Origin of the sequence: Paenibacillus sp. FSL H8-0280, assembly GCF_045040665.1 — a bacterium.
Lineage (GTDB): Bacteria > Bacillota > Bacilli > Paenibacillales > Paenibacillaceae > Paenibacillus > Paenibacillus xylanexedens_A.
Window position 1 is genome coordinate 5,499,709 of sequence record NZ_CP150296.1, and the last position, 24,397, is coordinate 5,524,105.

At 46.9% G+C, this 24,397-nt stretch carries 21 protein-coding genes and 1 tRNA gene; 3 read left to right on the forward strand and 19 right to left on the reverse strand.

Annotated features, from left to right (window positions below; genetic code table 11):
- Positions 1-44: 44 nt before the first annotated feature.
- The 3 genes from MHI12_RS23965 to MHI12_RS23975 all read right to left on the reverse strand — a co-directional run bounded on the left by MHI12_RS23965 (position 45) and on the right by MHI12_RS23975 (position 5,535).
- The gene (locus tag MHI12_RS23965) at positions 45-4,004 is read right to left on the reverse strand and encodes a S8 family serine peptidase (protein ID WP_405170525.1); all 3,960 of its coding nucleotides are present in this window, start codon (positions 4,002-4,004) and stop codon (positions 45-47) included.
- A 395-nt stretch (positions 4,005-4,399) separates the two neighbouring features.
- Positions 4,400-5,170, reverse strand: coding sequence for a class I SAM-dependent methyltransferase (locus MHI12_RS23970; protein ID WP_405170526.1), 771 nt, complete (start codon positions 5,168-5,170; stop codon positions 4,400-4,402).
- Positions 5,171-5,461: 291 nt separating this feature from the next.
- Positions 5,462-5,535 (reverse strand) — tRNA-Arg (locus MHI12_RS23975).
- Positions 5,536-5,827: 292 nt separating this feature from the next.
- Between MHI12_RS23975 and MHI12_RS23980 the strand changes: the two genes are divergently transcribed.
- Entirely contained in the window at positions 5,828-6,121 is a 294-nt protein-coding gene (locus tag MHI12_RS23980; RefSeq protein WP_017692583.1) for a DUF4870 domain-containing protein, read from the forward strand.
- A gap of 160 nt (positions 6,122-6,281) precedes the next feature.
- Here MHI12_RS23980 and MHI12_RS23985 read toward each other — a convergent pair whose 3' ends face one another.
- On the reverse strand, positions 6,282-6,638 hold the full coding sequence (locus tag MHI12_RS23985) for a hypothetical protein (RefSeq protein WP_405170527.1): 357 nt from the start codon (positions 6,636-6,638) through the stop codon (positions 6,282-6,284).
- A 31-nt stretch (positions 6,639-6,669) separates the two neighbouring features.
- A complete protein-coding gene (locus tag MHI12_RS23990) occupies positions 6,670-6,969 on the reverse strand; it encodes a hypothetical protein (protein WP_017692581.1) in 300 nt (99 codons plus the stop codon).
- Positions 6,970-7,162: 193 nt separating this feature from the next.
- Here MHI12_RS23990 and asnB point away from each other — a divergent pair, with 193 nt between their 5' ends.
- Positions 7,163-9,007 (forward strand): asparagine synthase (glutamine-hydrolyzing), encoded by a 1,845-nt coding sequence (gene asnB / locus MHI12_RS23995; RefSeq protein ID WP_074096262.1) that lies wholly within the window; start codon positions 7,163-7,165, stop codon positions 9,005-9,007.
- A gap of 141 nt (positions 9,008-9,148) precedes the next feature.
- Here asnB and MHI12_RS24000 read toward each other — a convergent pair whose 3' ends face one another.
- The 9 genes from MHI12_RS24000 to MHI12_RS24040 form a co-directional block, all read right to left on the reverse strand.
- The gene (locus tag MHI12_RS24000; protein WP_405170528.1) at positions 9,149-10,843 is read right to left on the reverse strand and encodes a methyl-accepting chemotaxis protein; all 1,695 of its coding nucleotides are present in this window, start codon (positions 10,841-10,843) and stop codon (positions 9,149-9,151) included.
- A 332-nt stretch (positions 10,844-11,175) separates the two neighbouring features.
- Entirely contained in the window at positions 11,176-12,039 is an 864-nt protein-coding gene (locus MHI12_RS24005) for an STM4011 family radical SAM protein (RefSeq protein WP_405170529.1), read from the reverse strand.
- Positions 12,036-13,424, reverse strand: coding sequence for an STM4012 family radical SAM protein (locus MHI12_RS24010; RefSeq protein WP_405170530.1), 1,389 nt, complete (start codon positions 13,422-13,424; stop codon positions 12,036-12,038). The genes MHI12_RS24005 and MHI12_RS24010 overlap by 4 nt, the downstream gene beginning before the upstream one ends.
- A 47-nt stretch (positions 13,425-13,471) precedes the next feature.
- Positions 13,472-14,257: an STM4013/SEN3800 family hydrolase gene (locus MHI12_RS24015; protein WP_405170531.1), complete on the reverse strand. Its 786-nt coding sequence runs from the start codon at positions 14,255-14,257 to the stop codon at positions 13,472-13,474.
- A complete protein-coding gene (locus MHI12_RS24020; protein ID WP_341008677.1) occupies positions 14,250-15,497 on the reverse strand; it encodes an STM4014 family protein in 1,248 nt (415 codons plus the stop codon). The genes MHI12_RS24015 and MHI12_RS24020 overlap by 8 nt, the downstream gene beginning before the upstream one ends.
- A gap of 21 nt (positions 15,498-15,518) precedes the next feature.
- Positions 15,519-16,361, reverse strand: coding sequence for an STM4015 family protein (locus MHI12_RS24025; protein WP_341008679.1), 843 nt, complete (start codon positions 16,359-16,361; stop codon positions 15,519-15,521).
- Between the two features lie 350 nt (positions 16,362-16,711).
- Positions 16,712-17,335, reverse strand: coding sequence for an XTP/dITP diphosphatase (locus tag MHI12_RS24030; RefSeq protein ID WP_017692573.1), 624 nt, complete (start codon positions 17,333-17,335; stop codon positions 16,712-16,714).
- A 1-nt stretch (position 17,336) separates the two neighbouring features.
- Positions 17,337-18,092 carry a ribonuclease PH gene (rph, locus tag MHI12_RS24035; protein ID WP_017692572.1) on the reverse strand — a complete coding sequence of 252 codons (756 nt, stop codon included), beginning with the start codon at positions 18,090-18,092 and terminating at the stop codon, positions 17,337-17,339.
- A 118-nt stretch (positions 18,093-18,210) separates the two neighbouring features.
- Positions 18,211-19,266: a GerMN domain-containing protein gene (locus MHI12_RS24040; RefSeq protein ID WP_405170532.1), complete on the reverse strand. Its 1,056-nt coding sequence runs from the start codon at positions 19,264-19,266 to the stop codon at positions 18,211-18,213.
- Positions 19,267-19,538: 272 nt separating this feature from the next.
- On the opposite strand from MHI12_RS24040, the gene MHI12_RS24045 reads away from it, so the two are divergent.
- Complete coding sequence (locus MHI12_RS24045) at positions 19,539-20,105, forward strand: phosphatidylglycerophosphatase A (RefSeq protein ID WP_017692570.1); 567 nt, start codon at positions 19,539-19,541, stop codon at positions 20,103-20,105.
- 160 nt (positions 20,106-20,265) lie between these two features.
- On the opposite strand, the gene MHI12_RS24050 is transcribed toward MHI12_RS24045, so the two are convergent.
- From MHI12_RS24050 to MHI12_RS24070, 5 genes are all read right to left on the reverse strand, one after another.
- Positions 20,266-20,919, reverse strand: coding sequence for a ferric reductase-like transmembrane domain-containing protein (locus tag MHI12_RS24050; protein WP_405170533.1), 654 nt, complete (start codon positions 20,917-20,919; stop codon positions 20,266-20,268).
- Between the two features lie 36 nt (positions 20,920-20,955).
- Entirely contained in the window at positions 20,956-21,999 is a 1,044-nt protein-coding gene (locus tag MHI12_RS24055) for an FAD:protein FMN transferase (protein WP_405170534.1), read from the reverse strand.
- Positions 21,996-22,412: a hypothetical protein gene (locus MHI12_RS24060; protein WP_341008686.1), complete on the reverse strand. Its 417-nt coding sequence runs from the start codon at positions 22,410-22,412 to the stop codon at positions 21,996-21,998. Before MHI12_RS24060 ends, MHI12_RS24055 begins: the two co-directional genes overlap by 4 nt.
- Before the next feature lie 198 nt (positions 22,413-22,610).
- Positions 22,611-23,594 (reverse strand): MBL fold metallo-hydrolase, encoded by a 984-nt coding sequence (locus MHI12_RS24065; RefSeq protein WP_405170535.1) that lies wholly within the window; start codon positions 23,592-23,594, stop codon positions 22,611-22,613.
- 27 nt (positions 23,595-23,621) lie between these two features.
- The gene (locus tag MHI12_RS24070; protein WP_405170536.1) at positions 23,622-24,365 is read right to left on the reverse strand and encodes a class I SAM-dependent methyltransferase; all 744 of its coding nucleotides are present in this window, start codon (positions 24,363-24,365) and stop codon (positions 23,622-23,624) included.
- Between the last annotated feature and the right edge of the window lie 32 nt (positions 24,366-24,397).

A 24,397-nucleotide genomic window follows, 5' to 3' on the forward strand; every position in this document is an offset into this window, starting at 1 on the left:
GACAATTCCTTCATTAATTTAATCAATTTCAATGAGGAATGAACTTACTTCACTTTTACCTTAATCGTGTCTGTGCTGGTAACGCCGGCTGCGTTAATTAACTCTGCCCGATACGTATACGTGCCCGATGCTTTCCCGGACAGTGTAGTCACAGCACTTTGTGCATAAGGTGTAGCCGAACGGAGTTCTTGCGTATCGATCAACTTATCATTTTCATAGAGACGATACTCTGTAGCGTTGGTTCCCCACCACAGGTTCATGGTCACCTTATAATGGCCGTTGCCATCCCAGTTATCCTGAGAGAGAACCGCTTTGCCTGGCGTTGCATTGGTAACCCGAACAGTCAACGTCTGACTACGCGTTGTTCCCTTGTCGTTTGTCAGCTCAGCCACATACGTATACGTGCCGTTGGCTTTGCCCGTGATCTTCGTCTGAGCAAACTGCGCCCAAGGCGCGTTGTAAGTCAACTTCTGCGTATCAACCAAAACCCCGTCCTCATATAACTTGTAGCTAGTTCCGTTCTCGCCCCACCACAGGTTCATTGTAACGATATACGCGCCCTCTGGTAAGCCGTTGCCTACCCAGTTATTGTGAGACAATACAGGCGTACCTGGGGCCTTAGTTGCCGGAGTTTCAGGTTCGGTCTCCACAGCTTCCAATTTCAGTGCCGTATTGGCTGTACCCGAAAGCCCCTGTTGGTCTTTTACTGTAAGTTCAACAGCATAATCGCCTGCTTCAATTCCCTCCAAAGGAAGGCTGAAGGTACCATCAGCTTGTACTTCAAAGACTCCTTCTTTATAAACAGATCCATCCTCATTTTTCACAACATACGTTGCTTCCAGTGAAGCTGCCGGATCAAACGTGATGTCCCATCCGCTGGCAAGCGCAGGAGCTACACGGAAGTACAAGTCTTCCACGCTACCATTAAGAACAGCAGACTCATCCTCTTTGAACTCCAACGCTTCTGGTGCAGTTACAGCCGGAGCTGTCTTTTTCACCAAAAATGGCGAAGTGTCTTCCTTATAGGTTTTGCCGTCCGTACCAATAGTAGTGATGTCTACCGTATATAAACCATCCGGAATCTCAGTCACTTCATCGGTTGTGTAATCTGCATATGAGCCGTCCCAAGCAAGGTTGTATCTTGCATTGGCATTGAAGTTAAAATAGTTACCAAAGATGGAGCCGATATAACCATCTTGATAATATCCACCTTCCGGATTAAGACCATCATAGATCTCAATCAGGGCAAAAGTCATCGGATTATAGAACTCCATCGCTACATTAAGGGTATCCAACGTACCATCAGCCTTCAATGGATAGTGGAATGGATTTTTTTCAGTGCCTTTTACGGTTTCAATATATTTAACCCCACTCAACGTAACGTTGAAATGAGCAACATATGGCACAGTAAAAGTATTGGTTCCGTTCGAGAACTCAATGTATCCTTGGGCTTCTGTAGTGGCAGTAACCCCTCGTGGAACGGTGATTGTCACTGCAAGTTCTTCCTCACCATTCAGTGTGAAGGAACTCTTGTCTACGGCAACGGATACACCAGCGACATTACGAGTTGGATTCACATGTACGGTGTAATCCCCACTACTACCATTCAGCGCTTCAACTTTAATTGTTTTGGTAATCGTCTTTTCATCTGTGCTCAGGAAATTACCGTAGTTGATACTTCCGGTGATATTTTCCTTTTCAACAACAGAGCCACTTTCTGTGTATTGAGTTACATCAAGTACTTTGACAAAAGCAACAGGATCAATGGTATTAACAGCCTGAATACGGCCAGCACCTTGATCAAATACATCAAACTTGGTTGTATCCAGCACTTTACTATTGTTCATCAGTGCAACTTTGATATCAAATGGCGTCCAGTCCGGATGTTTCTCAATCAACAGCGCAATCAAACCTGCTACATGAGGTGTAGCCATACTTGTACCTGATTTACGATCATAAGCTTGTGCGTAATCTGCGTCTGGCTCATCCTTGCCGTAGGCAGGAATCGTAGACAAAATGCTTGTACCTGGTGCAACAATATCCGGTTTGATGTCCAGCGTTACCTTAGCAGGTCCACGTGAACTGGATGAATTCATTTCATCGCCCGGAGTTTGGGAACGTTCAAAATCACTAAAGCTCACTTCAACGGCTTGGCCTGCGTCCAGCTCAGCCTTGATCACATCTCCATCTTCCTTGGACATGCTCAGTGTTGGAATGAGTTCAAAGTTATCGCCCAGACTCACACCGATTGGACCCGGAATGTTGTTATATACAATAACAGCCAAGGCTCCGGCCGCTTTGGCATTGGCGATTTTCTCTACAAATGCGAGTTCACCACGCTGTATTAATGCCACTTTACCTGTAAAATCCTTGCCTTCAAAATCAGTTGGCTTACCCAGTGCTGCATATTCAAGCTCATATTTCACTGTCAAAACAGTTTCAGGGTCTGCTGACAGGCTCCATCCCATCAGATCCAGACGGTAAACCGACTCTGTAATAGCCAGTGGAGCTTCAGTCGGAGCAATTACAGATTCTTCTTCCACAGGGGCAGCTTCAGGAGAAGCTTCAACGGGTGCAGAAGGTGATGCAGATGGAATATTTTCTTCCGTTGCAGCTTCTCCTACATTCGGAACTTCAGCTTCGTTAGAAACTGTGTCCTTCACAGCTGCTGCACTTTCCTCATCAGCAGTTGCGGGTACACCTTGCTCTGAACTTTCAGGCTCTTCTGTTCCAGGTGCCGTCCCCAGTTCAGGAGATTGTTCAACCTCTGGCACCGGTTGTTGCTCAGGTTGTGTCTCTTCGCCTTCCTCACCAATCCAGAAGTGAGTATCCGCTGTAATAAGCTGGCTAGGGCCTGTGGAGTTACCTACAGTGATGGCCATGGCAGATGCCCCCGGAGAACCGAGTGTATACCGGTTGGGTCCGTCATTGCCACTGGCAACTACTGCTGTCACACCAGACAACATCGCATTATTCAGGGCTACCGAGGTAATATAACTTGGATCGTTAGCGGCATTCCCCAAAGAGAGATTAATTACGTCCATACCATCTTCAACAGAACGATCAATTCCGCCGAGTACCCATGAGGTTTGACCACTACCATACGGTCCAAGTACACGGTAAGCATAGATATCTGCTTCAGGAGCAACGCCAACAATCCCGTAATCCCCTGCTTCACGAGCAGCAATGGTACCGGCTACGTGCGTACCGTGGGATGTGTAAAAGGCACTTCCCCTTTCATTAAACTCAGGTTCCCCTGAACTTTTCCATTCTTGATATGTCGCTTCATACGGATCATTGTCGTTTCCAACAAAGTCCCAACCGCCTTTGTAAGCTTCCTGCAAATTAGGATGTTCATAGTCAATGCCTGTATCGATGACACCCACTTTGATGCCATTTCCTTTGTAACCCAGATCCCATACTTCAGGTGCACCAATAAAAGGCGCAGTGTCTTTCATGTACGGGTTCACTTCATCTGTCTCCGGCGCTATTGTAACTTCAAGGTCAGGATATACGCTGACCACGCCAGGTATTTGAAGCAATTGTCCCACTTGGTTTCCTTTAAGCTCAATCGCTACACCATTCAGGGCATATGCATATTCTTCTAATACTTCATGTTTGATTTTCTTCTGAGTGAGGCTATGTACAAATGACTGTTGTTGTTGCTCAACTTGAGTCACAGCCTTTGTTTCCATAGAGGAGGTAAAAGATTTTCCGGAGAGGGTTGATTCACCTTGCGCTACTGCAACAGGTTTATTGGAAAGTTCAACGATCACTCGGGTGTTCTCTCCACCCAGACCTTCCAAGCTTTTATCCAAAAATGGATCTGCGGCAAGTTTTGCTTCCCGTCCTGCAAGAATCTCTCTCCATTGTTTGGCTTCGGCTGTACTAGGTAAGTTGTCAAGCTGAATAACTGAATCTGTGGGAGCGGCTCCAGCCGCGGGGAGAATAATGGAAAAGACCATCAGAACACTTAATAACGTGGATATCAATCGTTTACTCAAGGCTTTGCCCCTCCTTTTAAATGTGAATACGTCACCTAATGATGGGTTCCTGCTGTTTGTGCGTACTGCAATACACACTCCAATTTCACCACCTATCTGCAAGAAGGATTGACCCTTGGTAAATTATTCTATCAAAATACCACATTTTCCTTCTAAATACTTACAAATATGATATAGAAATTACTTATATGGGTCTTGAGTATGATAAAAATATCCATTTGTAATTATTTGTCGTTTGAATATTTCATTTTTAAAATAATGCATCAAAAAAAAGACCAAGAGCCTCTTTATCCGAAAGAGATTCCTGGTGTATAGGGGAAGCGTGGTTAGCATACAGAGGATCTTGATAATTCGTTTAACATCGATAAAAATTGCTACATATCACAAAATTCTACTTATTCTGGCTTCACGGCTTCAATACGCAGACGTTTGTAATCGGCATACAGAGCATCATCTTTCCAAAGGTGAGGCATCACGATCTGACTGGTTTCCTTGCATATTTGTTGTATCTCTTCATGACTGAGCCCCTCAAAATAGTCCCCTCCAAAATGAGTCAACCAGCCTACTATACCTTGCTCACCATCTGCCAGTCTGGTAGGACGGTCATAGTGATAGGCCTGTCGCACCACAAATCCACTTTGCTCTAAAATATGGCTATATTCTCCGATCGAAGGAAAGTACCACGGATTGCGTTCCGATGCACGAATGCCCGTGTTTCGCTCCATAACCTCCTCTAATGCATTCACAATGGTCTGCACGTTCCCTTTACCACCAAATTCTGCTACAAAACGTCCTCCAGGCATCAAAGATTTCCATATACTATCCACCACTAATCGCGGGCTTCGCATCCAGTGCAGGGCTGCATTGGAGAAAACGGCATCATACCGTCTATTCGTCTCAAATTGATGACCGTCTCCTTCCACGAACTCAAGTTCAGGGAATTTCTCCCTCGCACGGCGAATCATGTCCAGCGATGCATCCATGCCGATAACTTCAGCTCCAGTCAGAGAAATTTCATGCGTTAAATCCCCAGTCCCGCAACCCAGATCAAGAATGTATTCCCCTTTTTGGGGTTGAAGCCACGAGATCAGGTTTTTGCCGTATCCGGACACAAAAGCCAGTTTGTTGTCATACTCATCTGCTTGCCATTGATTTAATGATTTCATAGATACCACCGTCGCTTTCGTTATTGATATCCTCATTGTGGCATAGAATTGTTTATTCTTTAAATATATAGATTCTATATTGTTTATAGGTATAACCAATAGAAGACTTCCCCTGAACGCAATAAAAACTTCCCGAAGGAAGTTTTTTTTTAATACATACCAGAAGGGATACTCTCCTTCCAGTCGAGACTGCGATGTAGCGCTAACGAAGCGTATGCTCCGACGAACCATTGGGGTTCTCTTCCCCTGAACGAAAAAAAGAAGCTTCCCGAAGGAAGCTTCTTTTTTTTACGTCCCAGGAGGGATTCGAACCCCCGACCGACGCCTTAGAAGGGCGTTGCTCTATCCAGCTGAGCTACTGAGACAAATATGTATAATAAATTTTCGGCGCGGTTCTTATTATACTCTGATTTCTATATTTTTCAATAGTTTTATAAAAAAATTAATAATTATACTTAAATGCGGGCTCAAACATGTACTTTTCGGTATTATTCTCATACTCCAGTCCCTTTGAGAATATGATAGCTTGAACCAGGTTATATTGAGGAGATTGGGACATTTAGAGTAAGATGAACATCAGACATTTTCAATGTCAGAATTGCTGGGTAATCTTTTGCATACATACATTTCAATGATCCATTGAAGGAGAGAATCGTCATGAGACAACTTTTATCAGCCCTATCCTACTTTAGTATTTTCTTTGCTCCGTTCCTGTTTCCGATCATTATATGGATTGTTGCCAAGGATGATTACATTGAGGGACATGCGAAACGCGCCTTATTCTCACATGTATTCCCCTTTCTCGCTGCCATTCCGTTATTTTATTTCTTCGTAACTGCGCATAGTCTGGGTTCCGCCGTTGGGTTTGTCATTCTATTCTTTGTAATCTACGGATTAAGCTTTGTGTACAATGTGGTTAAAGGGATTCAAGTACTGCGCGAGTATGCTTGATCACATCTCCACCTGATCTGACCATCGCATAACAAAACCCGCCGTTCAACAACGGCGGGTTTTTCCAGTTACAGAGAAACAACAACAGGTCACTGTCTACGTATGCTCAACATTAAATTCTATCCCACTATCGCCACATGTGTTGCCGGAGTGTTACCTGTTAAGCCTGCCCGATCAGATAACGCTGAAGTGTTGGACCAAGCAAACCAAACGCAAACAAATCACTTTGAAACCGAGCTTTATCTTCTTCGACTGTCATACCTTCGCTGTTCTCAAATGCGGTATCTGTCGCCTCTTCAAACGCAGTATGCATATTATTGTTATACCAGTCGATCGCCGAATCGGAGTGATTGCGTACAATCCGAACAACTTCCAGCGAATTTCCGGGCTGTGTTGAAGCCACGTATACAAGTAACGACGGATCTCCGGCATTTCCAGGCTGCACTTCAACCTCTGCACAAGACAATCCATCCACCTCGGTTAATCTGCGTATTTTGGCATCTTGAATGGCATACATTCGTCATCGCGCTCCTTTTCCTTTGTGCTTATCATGTACTTTGTTCAATCTGGTATCGTGTCTCTGGTGTGCCTAATCGGTAAATCTCTCGATACACCTGTTGTAATACCGTTTCATAAGCTCGGTTTACGGACTCCTCCGGTGTATCTGGCCATGGGAATACCATGCCAGGAAAGGCCTCTTCCTCCTTTTCCTGCATGAGGCTCAGCAGTCCCAATAATTGCTCCGCTTCCTGCGGCGTTGCCTGAATGATCCATTCATACGAGGTTACCGACGGATCCGGAATAACGGAGCGGCCCATGACAGACACATAATACTTCATACTGTCCATTGCATGTTCTCTCCTTCACAGGCATGTTGAGGCCGTTGTCCCTAGAACTAGTTTCCGAAGAGGACAGACATTTTATGCCTGCTTTCGGCATATATTTGTTACGACCTCTGACGAAAAAGACAACATTTGCTGGTTGCCAGTAACTAAGCAGCCATACGGATGAATGACTCGACCAAGAAAGGATGAACAAACCATGTGCGGTATTACCGGCTTCATACAGTGGAATCGGGATTTGACCCAGGAATCAGAGCTGCTGGTCCGTATGACGGATAGCTTGTCGAACCGGGGGCCCGACGCTTCAGGTACATGGATCTCCAATCCTTGTGCCTTTGGACATCGGCGTCTTAGTGTAATGGACCCCGAGAACGGCGCACAGCCCATGCATGCGTTACAGGGAGATACCTCCTATACCGTCGTGTATAACGGAGAACTATACAATGCACCCGAGTTGAAAAAGGAATTGCTCCAGCGGGGGCATCAGTTCCGCACGCAATGTGATACGGAAGTGTTGCTCGCCTCTTATATTGAGTGGGGACCGGCATGTGTTGACCGGTTTAACGGTATTTTTGCTTTTGCCATATGGGATGGGGGACGCGAACAGGTTTTTATCGCACGAGATCGCCTTGGCGTGAAACCTCTGTTCTACAGTAATAACAAAGACACTCTCGTATTTGGTTCAGAGCCCAAAGCTCTGCTTATTCACCCTGATGTGGAAGCCGCTGTTGGCCCGGAAGGATTGGCCGAAGTGTTTATCGTAGGGCCTGCACGGACACCAGGACACGGCGTATACTCTTCACTGAGCGAACTCAAGCCTGCGCACGCGCTGATCTATAACCGAAACGGGATCCGAACCTATGCCTACTGGAAACTGGAAAGCCAGAATCACGAACATAACCTGGAAGAGACGGCAGCCGAGGTACGATCTCTCTTGCAAGATACACTGGAGCGCCAGTTGGCTTCGGATGTTCCGGTATGCTCTCTTTTATCAGGAGGACTGGACTCCAGTGCCTTGTCTGCATTAGCCGTGGATTATTATAAGCGGACCGGGCAAGGCCAAGTCAGTACGTATTCTGTCGATTATGTGGATAACGCGAAGCATTTCCAGGCGCATTCCTTTCAGCCGGGTGCAGATGGTCCCTGGATTAAGCGAATGGTGGATGAACTCAAGACCGACCATCACTGGATTGAGATTGAGAACGGAGAACTTGTTCATGCACTGACACAGGCCATGTTAGTCAGGGATCTGCCAGGTATGGCCGATGTAGATTCCTCGCTCTATTTGTTCTGTAAAGAAATCAAAAAAGGGGCCACCGTTGCCATTTCAGGCGAAGCAGCGGATGAAGTGTTTGGCGGTTACCCCTGGTTCCATCGAGAAGATATGCTGAACTCCGGTACGTTTCCGTGGTCTGTAGCACCTGATATGCGAGCAGCGTTGTTATCCCCGGATATTCGGGAATGGATTCGGCCACTCGATTATTTGGCAGACCGCTATTCGGATGCAGTGGCTGAAGTGCCTCTGTTGGATGGGGAAACAGGTAAAGCTGCACAAATGCGGGTGATGTCCTACCTGAACATTACACGTTTCATGCCTACACTTCTGGATCGCAAAGACCGGATGAGCATGGGGGCAGGATTGGAAGTACGGGTACCTTACTGTGACCATCGTCTGATCCAATATGTGTTTAACATCCCTTGGGAAATGAAAATAACGGGTGGACGGGAAAAAGGTATTCTGCGTAAAGCACTTGAAGGTGTCCTGCCTGACGATGTGTTATATCGCAAAAAGAGTCCGTACCCGAAAACACATAATCCGCAATATCTGGCCGCGGTCAAACAACAGGTACTTGATATCCTGGATGATCCCACTTCGCCGATTTTGCCTTTGATCGACAAAACTCAGATCCGCAATCTTGCGTCTTCACCAGATGCAGCTTCCAATCTCCCCTGGTTCGGGCAGTTAATGTCCGGTCCCCAGTTATTTGCTTATCTGACTCAGATCAATACCTGGTTGCGGACATATAAAGTTGCCATTCGTTAGAATGACCCACTGATCGCTACTTCGTCAAAAAAGGGTGCCAGAAGAACAGCATAACTGTTGTTCTCCTTGGCACCCACTTGTTTTACATACACAATATGATCATTTATAAATATTGAACTTCACCCAGAAGTATATCCATGATTACACTTTGAATCGACTAACGGACTCCTGTAACTCTTCCGCCATAGAGGAAAGGTCATTAGCCGCCGATGCGATCTCCTGCATGGCAGACAGTTGTTCCTCGGACGTTGCACTGACTTCCTCTGTTCCGGCAGCCGCATTCTCTGTTACTTCCATGATGGTTTTCATCGACACATTGATCTGCTCCACGCCCGCCGCCATTTGTTCAATGGATGCAGATACCTCCTGAGTCTGACCAGCGACATTGCTGACAGCTTCACGAATCTCCTCAAAAGTACCTCCTGCTTTACGGACAAGTTCTATGCCTTCCTGAACCTCAGCGTTTACTTCTACCATGGATTGTGATGCATTATTCATGCCATTGCGTATAGCAGCTACGAATACACTGATCTGTTCCGCTGATTTCGCAGATTGATCAGACAGCTTGCGCACCTCGGTTGCTACCACCTCGAATCCACGACCATGCTCACCTGCTCTTGCAGCTTCAATAGCCGCATTAAGAGACAGCAGATTCGTTTGTGCCGATATTTCGGAGATACTTTCAACCATAGATCCAATCTCATCTGAATGATTGCCCAGTTCTTCTATAACCTTAGCGAGTACACGTACAGTATGATGAATCGAGTTCATCTGCCCAACAGCCGATTGAACCGCATCATTACCAGATATGGTTTTCGCTGACGCATTCGTTGCTTCATCCGACATATTTTGTGTATTCACTGTCATCTGCTGAAAGCCTGTGGACAATTCGTTAATCGTATGAAACCCGTCTCCAACCATACTCACTTGCGTATCCATACCCGTAGCAATCTCTTCCATCGTTGTAGCTACCTGTTCGGTCGCTGTCGCCGTTTGCTCTGTACTTGCCGTTAACTCCTCAGAAGAAGCAGCTACCCGATCTGCATTATGAGCCACCTGATGGATTAAATGACGCAAGTTATCCATCATCTTGTTGAAGGATTCCGCCAGTTCTCCGATCTCATCCCGATTACGAACAACAATCGCCTCACCCGTCAGGTCTCCATCAGCAATTCGGCTTGCAGCCCTTGCCACATGTGCAACTGGTTTGGATATGATTCTCCCCATGCTCAATGCAATTACCACGCCTAAAACGATCGAGATGATACCAATGATCATGATTAAACGAAGTACTTTTTGAATGAGTTGATTGGCATTTACAATGCCAGTGTCCAATGAATTTTGCTGATGTTGTTCCATGGCAGTTACCGTTTCTTCAAATCCGGATATGATCGTTGGACCTGTATCTAACAGCATTCTTGTGATCTCGCTAGTTCTGCCTTGTTTTTTCAATTCAATGACACTCTGTCCAAAAGCATAATATTCCTCCGCACTGCGGTCTGAACGATCCAGAAAATCAATCATCGTTGGGGTTTGAATGCCTGATCTTAATTCTTCGCTGGTTTTACGGTAATCTTCATAAAAAAACTTGAATTGTTGCTCACTTTGATCATTCTCTTCCGTCACAAAATTCCGTAAAGCAACCTGCTGGGATTTCACATCGATGATCATGTTTTTGATCGTGAGCAGTTTCGCGGTACGCTCCCGGATTAAATCCGTAAACGTTTTCTCAACCGAGATAAACTGAGTATATGAGATGACTACAACGGCTACCAATAAAAGAAGTACAGAACCAAAACCTAAAAGCAATTTCCTACTAATGGATACTCTTTTCATTTCATTTCCCCCATACGTTTCAATGTATTTCAATCATGAATTATGTAGTCAATCTGAACGCTAAAATTCTCCCTCCTTTTAATTCAAATAAAATGGATAAATATGAGACTACTTAAAACAGGTTAGTATATTGCGCAATCAAATTTAGGTCTATAGTATCTACCCATACTATAATTTAGGTTTTTATACACGCATAATCGACAATATACTACATCTCTTTTATCCTAAATTACACATTTTGAATCGTTAGACCAAAATAAAAAAAAAGACTTTACCCAGCAGTACTTACTGGTGTAAAGTCTTTATCAATTTCAGCGCATTTCAATTCAAAGTTAACGATTGATCAATACCGGATTACGTTCAAGCAGCCCGCTACCAAAGGTTTCTCTGAATGGAGAATCCTCCATATGGATATAACCGATGTAACAGCCACATTTTTTCATGCGACAAGGCCGATCCGCAGACAAAGCCTGCAAACCATCGCGATACAGATGTCCAATGATCCGGCGATCCTTGTAACACCGCTTCACATGCCCTGACCCTTGTACATAAAATACTTCGGAACCGGCAGCACATCGTTTGCCCAAGCTCTCATAATCCTGCAGATTACCTTCAAAAAGCGGATCAAGCCCACGTAAAAACTGAATCTCTTCCGGTGTATAATACTTGGGCCGATCTTTGAAGGCATTTACCCACATATACACATCATCTGGCAAAGCCTGTCTCATGGACTCAATTGCGGGGAAAGCACTACGGAGTCCGACAGTACCGACACTAAAAGCAAGTCCCATCTGACGCAAGGTCAGACATTGTTTAACAAAAGAAGCCTCTTTTGTCTCACGAGGATGATACGTCGCCCAAAAGGCTGCTTTGCTCGCATCCAACTCCCTTGCCCAATCCAGCTTGACGGACAGGTTGGTTTGAATTGCAACTTTATCCACATGTGGCATATGTGACAGCTCAACCATCGCTTCCCGGTACCAACGACGCACCAAAGCTTCACCATAGGGATTGAAGAATATCGAAAATTGATGCCCAGCACTCTCTTGCTCCCTGACCCAATTCACAAATTGACGCAATTGTTGTTCATCCACTTCCAACGTCTCTTTGGAATCCACGGTTTTGCTAAACGGGCAGTATGGACAGTCGTAATTACAGGAAGACAACTTCCCCCGATAATACAAAGTCGCTCTCATGAGAAAACAAACCCTTCCATCTGTTCACGAATTTCGGCAGATATAAGCCAATCTCCAATCGCATCGGAGTAACCCAGTCCTTCTTCTGTCAGACGCAGCACCTGCTTGCCCTCATCGCTCTCCAACTCCGCCATGCCCTCTGTCAACAGTTCAGCCAACCAGACATAGTCGGACATCACATCGGTACCAAAGCGCTGTTGGTAGTCAGACAACGTCAATCCCTCCCGATGCAGCAAGGCTTTCAGAATAAAGCGACGTCTCTGTTCCTCACGGCTTAACACGATGCCATAATCCGCCACATCGTAGCGCTCAGTTGCCACATAATCGGCAATGATGCTTTGTGTGGCCTTGTAACTCACGCCATACTTGGAAGCATAATGTACTTCACTCGTATAAGAGCGTGCGCCACATCCAAGACCAACCATGCCCTCCTCCTGACAACTATAAGGCAGAAGCACTTTCGAGGACGACTGTTCTTTGGCAAATCTGCGCATCGAATATTGCACATAACCTTTACTTTTTAAAGTCTCACGTGCAGCTTTATACAGTTCCATCCGGATGTCAGGTCCCTGACGGCGAATATCATCTGGCTTCACGATTGTATTTTCCCGTGTATACAAGGGATAGATAAAGATCTCGCCCGGTTCATAGGCCAGAACTCTTTCCAATGAATAAATCCACGATTCAACCGTTTGCCCTGGCAAACCATAGATCAGATCCAGATTTAACAATGGGAAATCATACCGAGTAAGCTTCTCAAGCGCTCGTTCAACTTCCTGCGGTTTTTGTGGACGATAGATGGCAGATGCTTCAGCTTCAATAAAACTCTGAATACCCATACTGACACGATCCACCCTTCGATCCTTCATGATGGCCAGCTTGGCTTCCGTAACGGTATCCGGCGACGTTTCCACTGAAATCGATGCTTGCGCAGGGTCCAGCCCCATCACATGTTCAGCAATATCAAACAGACGATTCAACTGAACCTCATTTAATAATGTAGGCGTTCCCCCACCAATCGCGAACCGCGAATACGGTCTTCGAGATGTAATAGGTGCCCACTGCTTCGCCTGACGTTCCAGCGCATCTACATAGCGTTCATGCGTATCATCCCGTCGATCCGGCAGTGTGAACAGATTACAGAATCCGCAACGAGCAGCACAAAAGGGAATGTGCATATATAAAAAATACGTATCGGTATTCTCTCGTTCCCACAGTGGCCCTAGTGGCAGTGGTGGATCAAGCTCCCGATAGGCGGTCTTGTGTGGGTACGAGTATAAGTAAGAACGATAAGGAAATGCCAGTACTTCACTGAGACTTGTAGCTATATTGGATCCGGACTGTGTGGAATGGCCTGTTGTTGTATGTTGTATATGTTTCTCCATCGGTTTCCTCCTGTCTCCGGTTGTTGTCCTCATAAGATCAATACATTCTATACTAAAAATTCACGGTAAGGCACCGTCCAGACGACATCATGCGCAAGCCGGTGTCCTTGATACCCGTCTTCACCGTAAGCTGTACCATGATCGGAAAAAGCCAGGCAATACGCAGGCCGGGCGCGTTTCCTCATCGCCTCGAACAATGGTCCGAGAGCCTCATCTACATATCGAAGTGCAGCACGTTGAGTCTCCACCGAGTCGTCCTTCGCTCCTTCTACAAAGTAACGATTGGGTCCATGAATGGCAGACACGTTCAAAAACATAAATATCTTTTCATCCGGCGCTGTCTGTTCAAGTAGCTTTAATGCATGCTGTACCTGATGCTCTGTCGATTTGGGGTTGGTTACCCCAAAGTTCATTCGCCAGTAGCTGTGTTGGAAATAGCCAGGCAATACTTTCGCAAGCGGGTTTTTTTTCGTAAAAAAGATGACGCCGCCAATACAGATGGTACGGTAACCTTCAGCTGCGAACCCGGATACGATATCTGGTGTATCAAACAGCCAGGTGTGCGGATGTGTCTTGAGTCCGGTATTCCGGGAATGAAATAGCCTTACATGAGATGCCTTATCTGTATTGGCAGGAGTCGGCATAAAACCACCAAAAAAAGCATGGTGTGCCGCATATGTAAAACTGCCTGGGGTATGGCGCTTCTCCCACGGACCCGAACCACACAGATTAGGACAATTCTCCTCTTCCAGCTTGGCTACGTCATAGCGTAACGTATCCAGCGTAATCATTAACAGATCATGGGAGCCCACAATGGTGTTCATATCAGGCATGTTGAATAGGCTCCTTTCGTAAAAGTTCCATTTCCCACTCGTAGGTTCCCAGGCCATGATGCTCGACCCTGTATAACAGATCTCCAAACGGATTCACATCCAGCACATAGGCACGCGGATTCGAACCACTAGTAAGCATCACATCAATCCCGGCTGACCACGAGTTGGGAAATGCAGACATGGCTGCTTGCGCTGCCGACCGAACCAGCGACATCCGCTGTTCATCCAGCCCTGCTTCAGCAGGCAACATACGTTCATTGCGCAGATGCAGATTGGTAATTGGCGTATGGCTCAGCCGCATAATCGCATGACCTGCCTGTCCACCCGCAACCAGTTGGCGAATATCGTAGGCCCGTTGATCAAGCGTGGCTTTGGGCATCCATCGTTCAATCTGTGCACCTTCTGCACATAACCAGTTCATTAGCGTAGCAATCTCTTCACTGCGGGTATACTTGCGTAGACGTCCTTCATTGAAGAAAATCGTCTTGCCCTGTCTCTGTTCCATCCCCATCGTTGTTACAGCGATTTCATCACCCGTTCGGGGATTGACTTGATAGGCAACAACTCCTGAAGCCCCGGAGCCGCACGCAAGCTTCACAAACACACGATGCATCTCGGCAGCCTTCATTGAGCTACGCAGTTCCATATAATTGCGGATTGGCTGCAAAGTTTGAAGCGCCGGAGGTACATCAACTCCATGTGAAGATAGATGCTGCTGGCATGTTCTTTTGTCAAACATCAATTGGATCTCGGCGGGATCATTCATGAATCGGACTTCAGGCCACATTTCCCGAGACTCACGTCCGATTCGATCCAAACATGCTTTCCAGCCACGAAACCACTGGGCGGGAGCGTAAATTCTTCCCCACTCCTGTTCCAGCGCAAGTGCCTGCTCTGCGGAAAATGCTTCTGTACCCATTCCACCCGTTAATGTTGACGTATCGTTCATAGCTCCAAGGAACAGTAGTTCACGCTCCACTTCCCAATCCTCACCTGGAGCATCAATCCGAATCAGGGGTACAGGCAGATTGAAATCTACTGTATCAGCGATGGTTCGTCCGTGTCTCCAATTCTGGAGCAATTGAGCATATGGCAGTACAACCGCAGGTGTCAAACCCAATCTATGCCTAGCCTCTTGCAGCCCTTGTGTTCGTCGGTTATCAGGGTTTCCGATCAATAAAAAGGGCTGATCTTGCGTTAGATCAGGTACATCTATTGGTTGATGCAGGCTTTCATTCATTTCCTTTACACCTGACATCGACTATTCCGTTAACGATGGATAGCGCCAGTCATCCTCATCACTTTGTTGCTGGTCGCTAACATCTACAGATATACCCGATTGGTTCCAGCGACTGATCATTTCATTGGTCATGTAATGGTAACTTAGATCTAGATGTTTCAGTTTCTTGATTTTGTCACTGGCAAGCAACGCCTCAGCCCCTTCATCGGACAACGTTCCTTGCGATAGATCCAGTACTTCAAGTTGATCCAGAATAGGTGCTTCTGCTGCTGCTTTGGCAATCTCATCCTGAATTTCACTGTCTTTCAGACCCAAGTAAACCAGCTTTGGAAATAATCCTTTTTCTAGCAAAGGGAGTACATCTTCAAGTGATCCATTGAAACCATAATTATCCACACCCAGGTACAGTTCCAGTTTACGCAATTCAGGCAACTTGGCATGGGTGATTGAAGATAAAACTTCTTTCGGGAGACCACCACATATAATAATCAATTCTTCAAGCTTGGCATGTTGGAGTGGTTCCAGACTGAGGCCACTACTGCCCATGACAGAGAATGATTTTAATTCTGGAAAGGCACCTAACAGCGGTGTGAGATTTGTCTGGATAATCCACGATACTTCACATTCTTCGAATCCCATATCTCCAATGAACAGTTTCTTCAATGACGGAAAGCTTGGAGCCGACTCGACGAGCGTTCCCATGAACTCATCAGGTGAATTTTCATATGCCTGTCCCCAATCTCCGATGACCAGACTTTCCAATGAGCTGGCCTCCGGTTTAGCCGCCAGTTCCTTAATTAATTTTTCCATACGAATGCCGTCCTCATAATCATCGTAAGATACAACAAGCTTCACTTCTTGCATGAGTAGATCCCTCCGTTTAAGGTTCATATGTGATTTGTTAGTTTGAATGTTAACCCATACCACACAAGGCTTGCAACTTCTTCCAACTCCAGTCCCAATGAGATTCCCAATCGTGCAATGTAAACCATTTCTCATGTAGGTACAAGAACATATGTTCTGATGTGTAGTCGCAGAAATAGCTATCTTCAATTAGGTATATGGATGGACCTTCACCAAATCCGATCAAACACTTCATTTCATAGAAAAAGCGTTAATGGCGGATGAACCATCCCATCGGAATGCTTCTGTCCTTCCATTAACGCTTTGATGTTCACATATCATGAAGTTAAATCAAGATGTTTCGTATAGTCTTAGCCTTCAAGTCTGGATACAAGCGCTCTCAGCGCATGACCACGGTGGCTAATCGCCTGCTTTTGCTCAAGCGTCAGCTCTGCCATCGTCATCTCGTATTCAGGTACATAGAAGAGTGGATCATATCCAAAACCTCCAGCACCTGCAGCTTGAGCAGTGATCCAGCCTTCCGCAGTGCCTTCCGATTCATACTTATCACCAGTTGTCGGATCATACAGTACCAGCGCACAGACGAAACGAGCCGGACTTAGTAGCGGCTGCTCGGTGTCTTCACCGGATTTCAACGATTCCAGCGTCTCCAGCAACTTCGCATTATTCTGTGCATCCGTTGCTCCTTCGCCTGCATATCTCGCTGAATATACTCCCGGCTCCCCGTCCAACAGATCTACGCAAAGTCCTGAATCGTCTGCCAGAACAGGCAAACCAAGCGCATCACCAACCGCCTTGGCTTTCTTCCAGGCATTCTCCGCGAACGTTACGCCGTCTTCCACCACATCCGGCAGTTCCGGATAGTCAAACATGCTCTTAACCTCTTTGCCAAGCGGTGCGAAAGCATGAGCGAATTCACGGACTTTACCCGCATTGCGGGTAGCAACAATGAGGATTGGGCTGTCCAAACTCATCTTAGGCTTCCCCTAATCCACGCGCGCCGATCTTGAGCGCAATCGGTCCGAGCACTTCTTTTTGACGCTCGATCATTTCCAGAATTCCCTGTTCGCCCAGTTCCAACATGGCGTTCAGCTCACGGCGATCAAATGGTGCTTCCTCACCTGTTCCCTGAAGCTCGACGTATTTACCGCCACCTGTCATCACCAGGTTCATATCCACCTTGGCTTTGGAATCTTCATCATAGTTCAGATCCAGTACAGGCTGTTCACCCACAACACCCACACTTACTGCGGCAATGAAATCCGTAATCGGGAACACTTGCAGTTTGTGCTGTTGGGAGATCTTGTTCACGGCAAGCGCCAGCGCTACAAATGCACCGGTAATGGACGTTGTGCGTGTGCCTCCGTCGGCTTGAATGACATCACAGTCCAGCGTAATGGTACGCTCACCAAGAGCCTGCAAATTCACTACCGAGCGCAGTGCCCGACCAATCAGACGCTGGATTTCCATCGTGCGTCCAGTTAATTTGCCACGATTGGCTTCACGTTGGTTCCGAGTATGTGTTGCACGTGGCAGCATGGAATATTCCGCTGTTACCCAGCCTTTACCCTGCCCTTTCATAAAGGGAGGTACACGTTCCTCTACTGTAGCTGTACAGATCACCTTTGTATCTCCAACTTCAATCAGTACAGAGCCCTCGGCGTATTTATTCGTGTTCACTGTTAAATTCAGCGGGCGCAGCTGTTCGCTGGTTCGTCCGTTTGATCTCATATTTTCTGCCTCCTACGACTTAAGCATCCTGTAATGTTGAGCTTGTTCACACTTTTACTAATCCCTTATATTTTACCAAAGAGTTCGGTTAAAAGCATCCTTAAGCATTCTTCGTTCATTAAATCGGAATTTCGTTGATATATTCAGGCTTGGAAACCGGCGCACTGTAATCTCGGTTGTCGTCACCCATGACCGTTTTTTGGCCGTTCCATTCGATCTGCACTTTGGCATCCTTGCTGGCTGTGTTCTCCGCAGTGGTTAATACGACAGACTGTAACAGCTCGCTTGGCACGATATCCCCTTCGGCAAACATATCATCTTTCAAGGCAACTGTGACCGTGCCATCCTCTGCCGTTTTGACCGATTGTAGCTCCGTTCCGCCTGTCATAACCTCTTCCAGTTCTCCACCTTTGTCAGGTCCTTTGATCAGTTCGTTCAATGCTGCCTGCACCCGATCTTCACCAGGTGTAACCAGACGTGTCACTGGAACATAATATTGGATGCCCGCTGGCGAAGCAGCGGAGAAATAGACCGTTACCGGGCTGCTGTTGGTCACAAACGTATCACCCAGATCCAGATTGATTCCCACAGCCCGATTCAGCGGTTCAGGCAACGGCGTGCTGTTTACCGGCATTTGTGTTAACTTTTTGCCATCCACCCAGATCTGCACATTCTCCACATCAGGCGTTCCCGTTAATGTCCACGTGACAGCTTCTAGCATTTTCCGTTCTTCCTTCGCATCATACTTGGCAAAATTACCCGAGAACTCCACAACCGCCAGCTTGTCATCCGCGTGAATCGTTACATTCTGCACAACCGTTCCCTGCGGGAGAACGCCCTGGAATCCTTCAGGTAGCATACCCGCGTAGGCCCCACCTGTGACAAGTGTATCCAGTGCTGTCTTTGGACTGCTTGCGTCTGTTCCAGAAGGAAGTGTCAGGGATACCGGAGCGAGCAGCCCCTGCTGGTCTTGCAGATATACCGTCGTTAATGGGAGCGTTGCGAGTGCACCATTTCCTTCGGCTGCCTGAATCATGGCTGCTTCCTGAATGGGCGGTGGTGGATCAACAGCTTCGGAAGACTGTGCTCCAAACATGCCGCAGCCTGACAATACCATAGGAATACTCAGCAGCGCTGCTGCCGATACCGTACGCAAAGAATGGATCTTTCTCATGATCACGTTCCCCCTCATCATTTTTACAGTTTGTACTACCATGTATACGAGCCTTTGTCCAAAAAATAACTAAAAGATAATAAGAAAAATGTCTATCAACGCACTTTCACGAAAGACAGACCGTGTTTAGCTGAAATTTTCCATGTGGTAATCGAATTGCTCAACTTCACTGAAACTTATATTTTTATTATCTTAAAGAAACGTAAACCAGGTTAATAACGTATTAGGAAGCAAGAGTAGGGACATTGCTAACTTCAGAGGAGGAATCGCCCATGGAACATCCTGAGCAAGAAAAAATCCCTTACAGCCTGAATAGCCGCAAGGTGGCGGAGGCAACAAGGGAATGGCTGCATAAGCGGGGCGTCACGATCCCTGAGATCGCAGAACTGGTCATGTTATTGCAGCAAAAATATTATCCAGGTCTTACGATGGAAGAATGTATCGAAAATGTGGAGATGGTTCTCCGTAAACGTGAGGTACAGAACGCTGTTCTGACCGGGATTCAGCTTGATATTCTGGCAGAACAGGGGCAGCTCATATCTCCTTTGCAGGAGATGATTGAGAACGATGAAGGACTGTACGGCGTGGATGAGATTTTGGCATTCTCCATCGTCAATGTATATGGCAGCATTGGATTTACGAATTATGGTTATGTGGACAAGCTCAAACCAGGGGTGCTTGAACGACTGAATGACAAGAGCCTGGGGCCTGTCCATACGTTCTTCGATGATATTGTCGGTGCGATTGCTTCGGCAGCGAGCAGTCGAATTGCCCATCGCAAACAATCCGAGCTTGAAGAAGCACTGGGAGAAAAACCTGTCAGTGATGACGCTGTATAATGCGTAACTCGTTTCATATCTGAAGTCATGTGGAACATTGGACATGTGTATGGATGCTTCGTGAAATAACTGTTTAATAAAATAACTGTTCATGGAAAAAGCGGCCTGATGGCCGCTTCTTTTGCATGTGTAACGATACATATTGGATTTCCACGTGTTATTATTTCAGATGTTTAGGTCGTACCGTTCCCACCAAACCAAAACCTTCAACCCAATTCTGCTCAGAAGGTGAACCAGATGTTGCCCGTTTCGGTCCAATCGTAATTTCCGGGCCTTTGCGTTCTCTCAACATGCCACGCAACACCGTGATACCGAGAATGCTGAGTCCGGTAAATACATACATCATCCGCAGGATGATATTGCCAGAATCCGTTCCGGTAACCATGCCGTGAACCAGCAAACCAATGAACACCGGATAGGACAAGAGGTGGAACATGAACCACCATTTGCGGCCCAGCTTGTTCCGCAGGTCACTGGATAAGAGGACGATCACTAATCCGTAGAAAGCTAACGTTCCCAGACCACTGCCAATCGGATGCACGGAGGCGGTAAAAGGAATCAGAAGTTCTCCCCAGGTAAATGGACTGTAATGATCAATATATAACGTTAATGCGTGCACGAGTCCAAGTCCGAAGGCGAGCCAGGTCGTTCGAGTATGCCATTTGAACATGGCTGCTTTTGGTTTGCCTTTGGCCATAGGCATCCCTTGCGCAATGCCCAGAAACACTCCGGCAAAGAGCAGCACATAAGCAGCAATTCCACTAATTCGAATGATATTCCACGTCGGCAGGTAATCTACAATCCATTGTGCCATAACCGGCTCCCCCATATCTGTTAGACTTGTCCTCGTTTAGATCAGACTAAAGCGATGATCCGGATCAAACCCGGGCCAGTGCTCAGCAAGCGTATCCGTATTCCCTCTAAAATAAGTAATTCCATCCCGTGTCATCCACAGGACGTCATGCCGATCGTAATGTCGGTTTAACCAGCCCATCGCTTCAGCACTTCCCAAAATGCAGACCGTCTTGGCAATGATCTCGCATTGCGAAGCATGCTGTCCCATAACGGTACACTGCAATACGTCCGTATCTGCCGGCTCCATCGTCCGAGGGTCAATGAGGTGGTGTGCAAAGCTTCCATCCGTATTCTGCCATTGTCTGCGGGAAATACCCGAAGTGGCAACAGCTCCTCGCTGTAAACGGATCACTCCCGACACAGCACCCTGATTCTGCAAAGGATCTGCTACTTGCAAGGTCCACTGGGAATGGTCTGGTGAACCCCATACTTGGATATCTCCACCCGCGTTAATCAAACCTGCCGGAATATGCAACGTTCGCTGTAACCAGTCTGCGATACGCTCCACTGCCCAGCCCTTAACAATGCCTCCCAAGTCCAACTCAGCTCCGGGGTCCAGATGAACCATCCGGCTACCTTCCCGCTGGATCCAGCTCGGACGGCTGTGGTCATATCGATCTTCCAGCCAGCCTGATGATTCAGGTGTTCTCGTTCGCAATACACGTTCAATTAATGGACGTTTCAATTGTCGTTGCTGCACCTTCTCGAAGCTTAGATCATATCCCGAAGTCTGAAGAGCCTGGGAGATACCCGGTTGAAAAATCCCTTCGGTCAGTCCAATATATCCATAGGCCAAACTCAAAACTTCATCCATCGCAGCGGAGATGGGCATCCATCCGGTTGAAGCATTCAGACGATTTAGTTCACTGTCTGCCACAAATCGGCTGAAGCGCTGCTCCTGCGTCTCAAACCAATTCTTCACCAAGGTTGCTGCATGTTCGGCTTCTTCCCGCCCAGCGGACAGTTGTACTTCAACATCCGTGTTCATCGCACGGAATTGAAATCGGAGCGGACGAGCAACTTGCTCCGTGCGGCTCATGACGCACCTGTACGTGACTGATAGTTGCCACTGCTGTATCCGGAGTCTGTACCCTGGTTATTTTGTCCGATACGCTGAGAATCTGAATAATTCCCCTTGTTACTCGTGCTCTGATCTGGCTGAGCTGCTTGTGTGCTATCGGATGTTCCATTATATTGACTATCATTATTGTCATTGTCCTGCGTGTTCCAGTTGTTGCTGTCCGTTGTACTGTTGATCCATTCATCCATCACATCATCATGCGTATCCACTTGGCTTGAAGCAGTAACGCTTGTATCTGTGCCATTTGCTGCTGCATAGGCCACATCAAAGGCATCCGAAGTTCTTACATATTGAAAGAGTGCAGCCACAGTCAACGTTGCTGCCGCTGAAGCTTGCCATTTTCTCCATTGATTCCGTTTTCTTCTGGTCATCGCTCTTCCCTGCTTTCTTTAGGGTGTGTCTTAAGACACGCCCTAGCGAAGTTCATAGATGTATCATAGGCGCGCTGGCTTAAAAATAGATGAATGAACCGTTAAGAGAGGCTAAAAAGGCCCAGAACAGGTGAATTTCCTGTCCCGAGCCTCTATATAAGATCGTATTATCATTTCATATCGATATCATCATTCCGTTTAGATTTGAAAATAGAACGTGCCATCCGGTTGCTGCTCTTGCTTCACTAGTTCGCGTCGAATTAACTCCTGCAAATGGGCTAACGTCTCACTCATGGCAAACCGCAGTTGATGGGTACCAAGCCGATTGCCAAACATGTGCACACAGATGTCATAAGCATTCGCCGATGACTCCTGAATTCGCTCCGTCATCTTCTGAAGACGTTCCTCGTGATGAGCCAGCAATTGAACTGTCCGTTCGGTGAACTGGGCAAAAGGATTCCGATGTCCCGGATACGCCTGCTTGACATTCAGCTCCCCAAGACGTTGCAACCCTTCCATATAAGACAATAATGGCTGAGGGTCACTGCCGGGCTGCAGACTAATATTCGGTGAAATCTGTGGCAAAACTGCATCTCCGCACAGAATCTCCATGGACTCCGGCGCATAAAAGGATAAATGGCCTGGAGCATGTCCACCCGTCTCCACAGCAACCCAACGTTTCCCGCCCATATTAAGCCATTCGCCATCTTCAATGGGTGTCACCTTCGGAAGTGGCGTGATCTGCGAAGTAAATGCCTTCATATGTTCATGTATCTGTTCAGTCTTGTCTTCCGGCATACCATGACGACCATAATAATCAGGTAATATTGTATTGATGCGTGAATCAGGTCCCCACATATAATCGGCCTCTTGGCGGGAGCGTGTGGACATTCGAACGAGTGCCCCCGTCATCTGTTGCATCCAACCCGACAACCCAAGATGATCGGGGTGATGGTGGGTCAGTACAATTTGACGAATATCGCTAAAGGTCAGGCCAAGATCTGCCAGCGCTTCACTCCACTCCTGTTCTGTTTCCGAATTACGCGGTCCCGGATCTATAATAGTTATCTTCCCATCCGGTTCTGATAACACATAACTATTCACCCATCGCAAAGGAAACGACATGCTGATCTTGACCCGGTGTATGCCCTCTGTCATGGACATCTCTTCTGTGCGCTTCATGTTATCCCCCTTCCAGACTGTCTCTGTTCACTCCACAGGACGACGACCAACAAAAATCATGCGTGGAGAAGTCTGCTCGTCATATTTCTCTTCGTCATAGCCGCCATGTACCTGATCTACCCGGAGTCCAGCGGCACTTAACATCTGACTCAGTTGTTCCCGTGTGTACAACTTCACACGCTCTTGATATACCCGCGGTTCATGTCCGGATGTGGTATCCGTAATGCGAATTTCCTTTTGCACAAACCCTTCCTCAATCTTGCGATACTCCTCAATACGCTGTCCTTCATCCTCTCGAACGGAGTGCTGCACCAGATGACGCGTTACATAAGCCGTATTCATAAAATCAATAATATAGCTGCCACCCGGGCGAAGTATGCGATGAATGGCACGTAATACTTTCAATTGTTCTCCGTCCTCCAGGAAATAACCAAACGATGTGAACAGATTGACTACAGCATCGAAGCCACCTTTCAGCGGCAGTTCACGCATGTCCGCATGACACCAAGATACTCGGTGTTCGGTGTCCATTAGGCGCGCTTCACGTAGAAGCACATCGGACAGATCAACTCCGGTCACTCGCAATCCTGCGTCAGCAAGTGCCATGGAGTGCCGTCCCATACCGCAGCATAGATCCAATACTTCAGCATTGGGCTCAAGCTTCAACCAATTAATCATTTTATGTACTTCCTGATGGGCACCCTGTACATCCCGGTGCTTGTATACGAGAAGATAATCTTCTCCAAAACTCTTTTCATACCATTCCGTCATCCATTCTCGCCCTCCACCTGGTCACTGGCTCT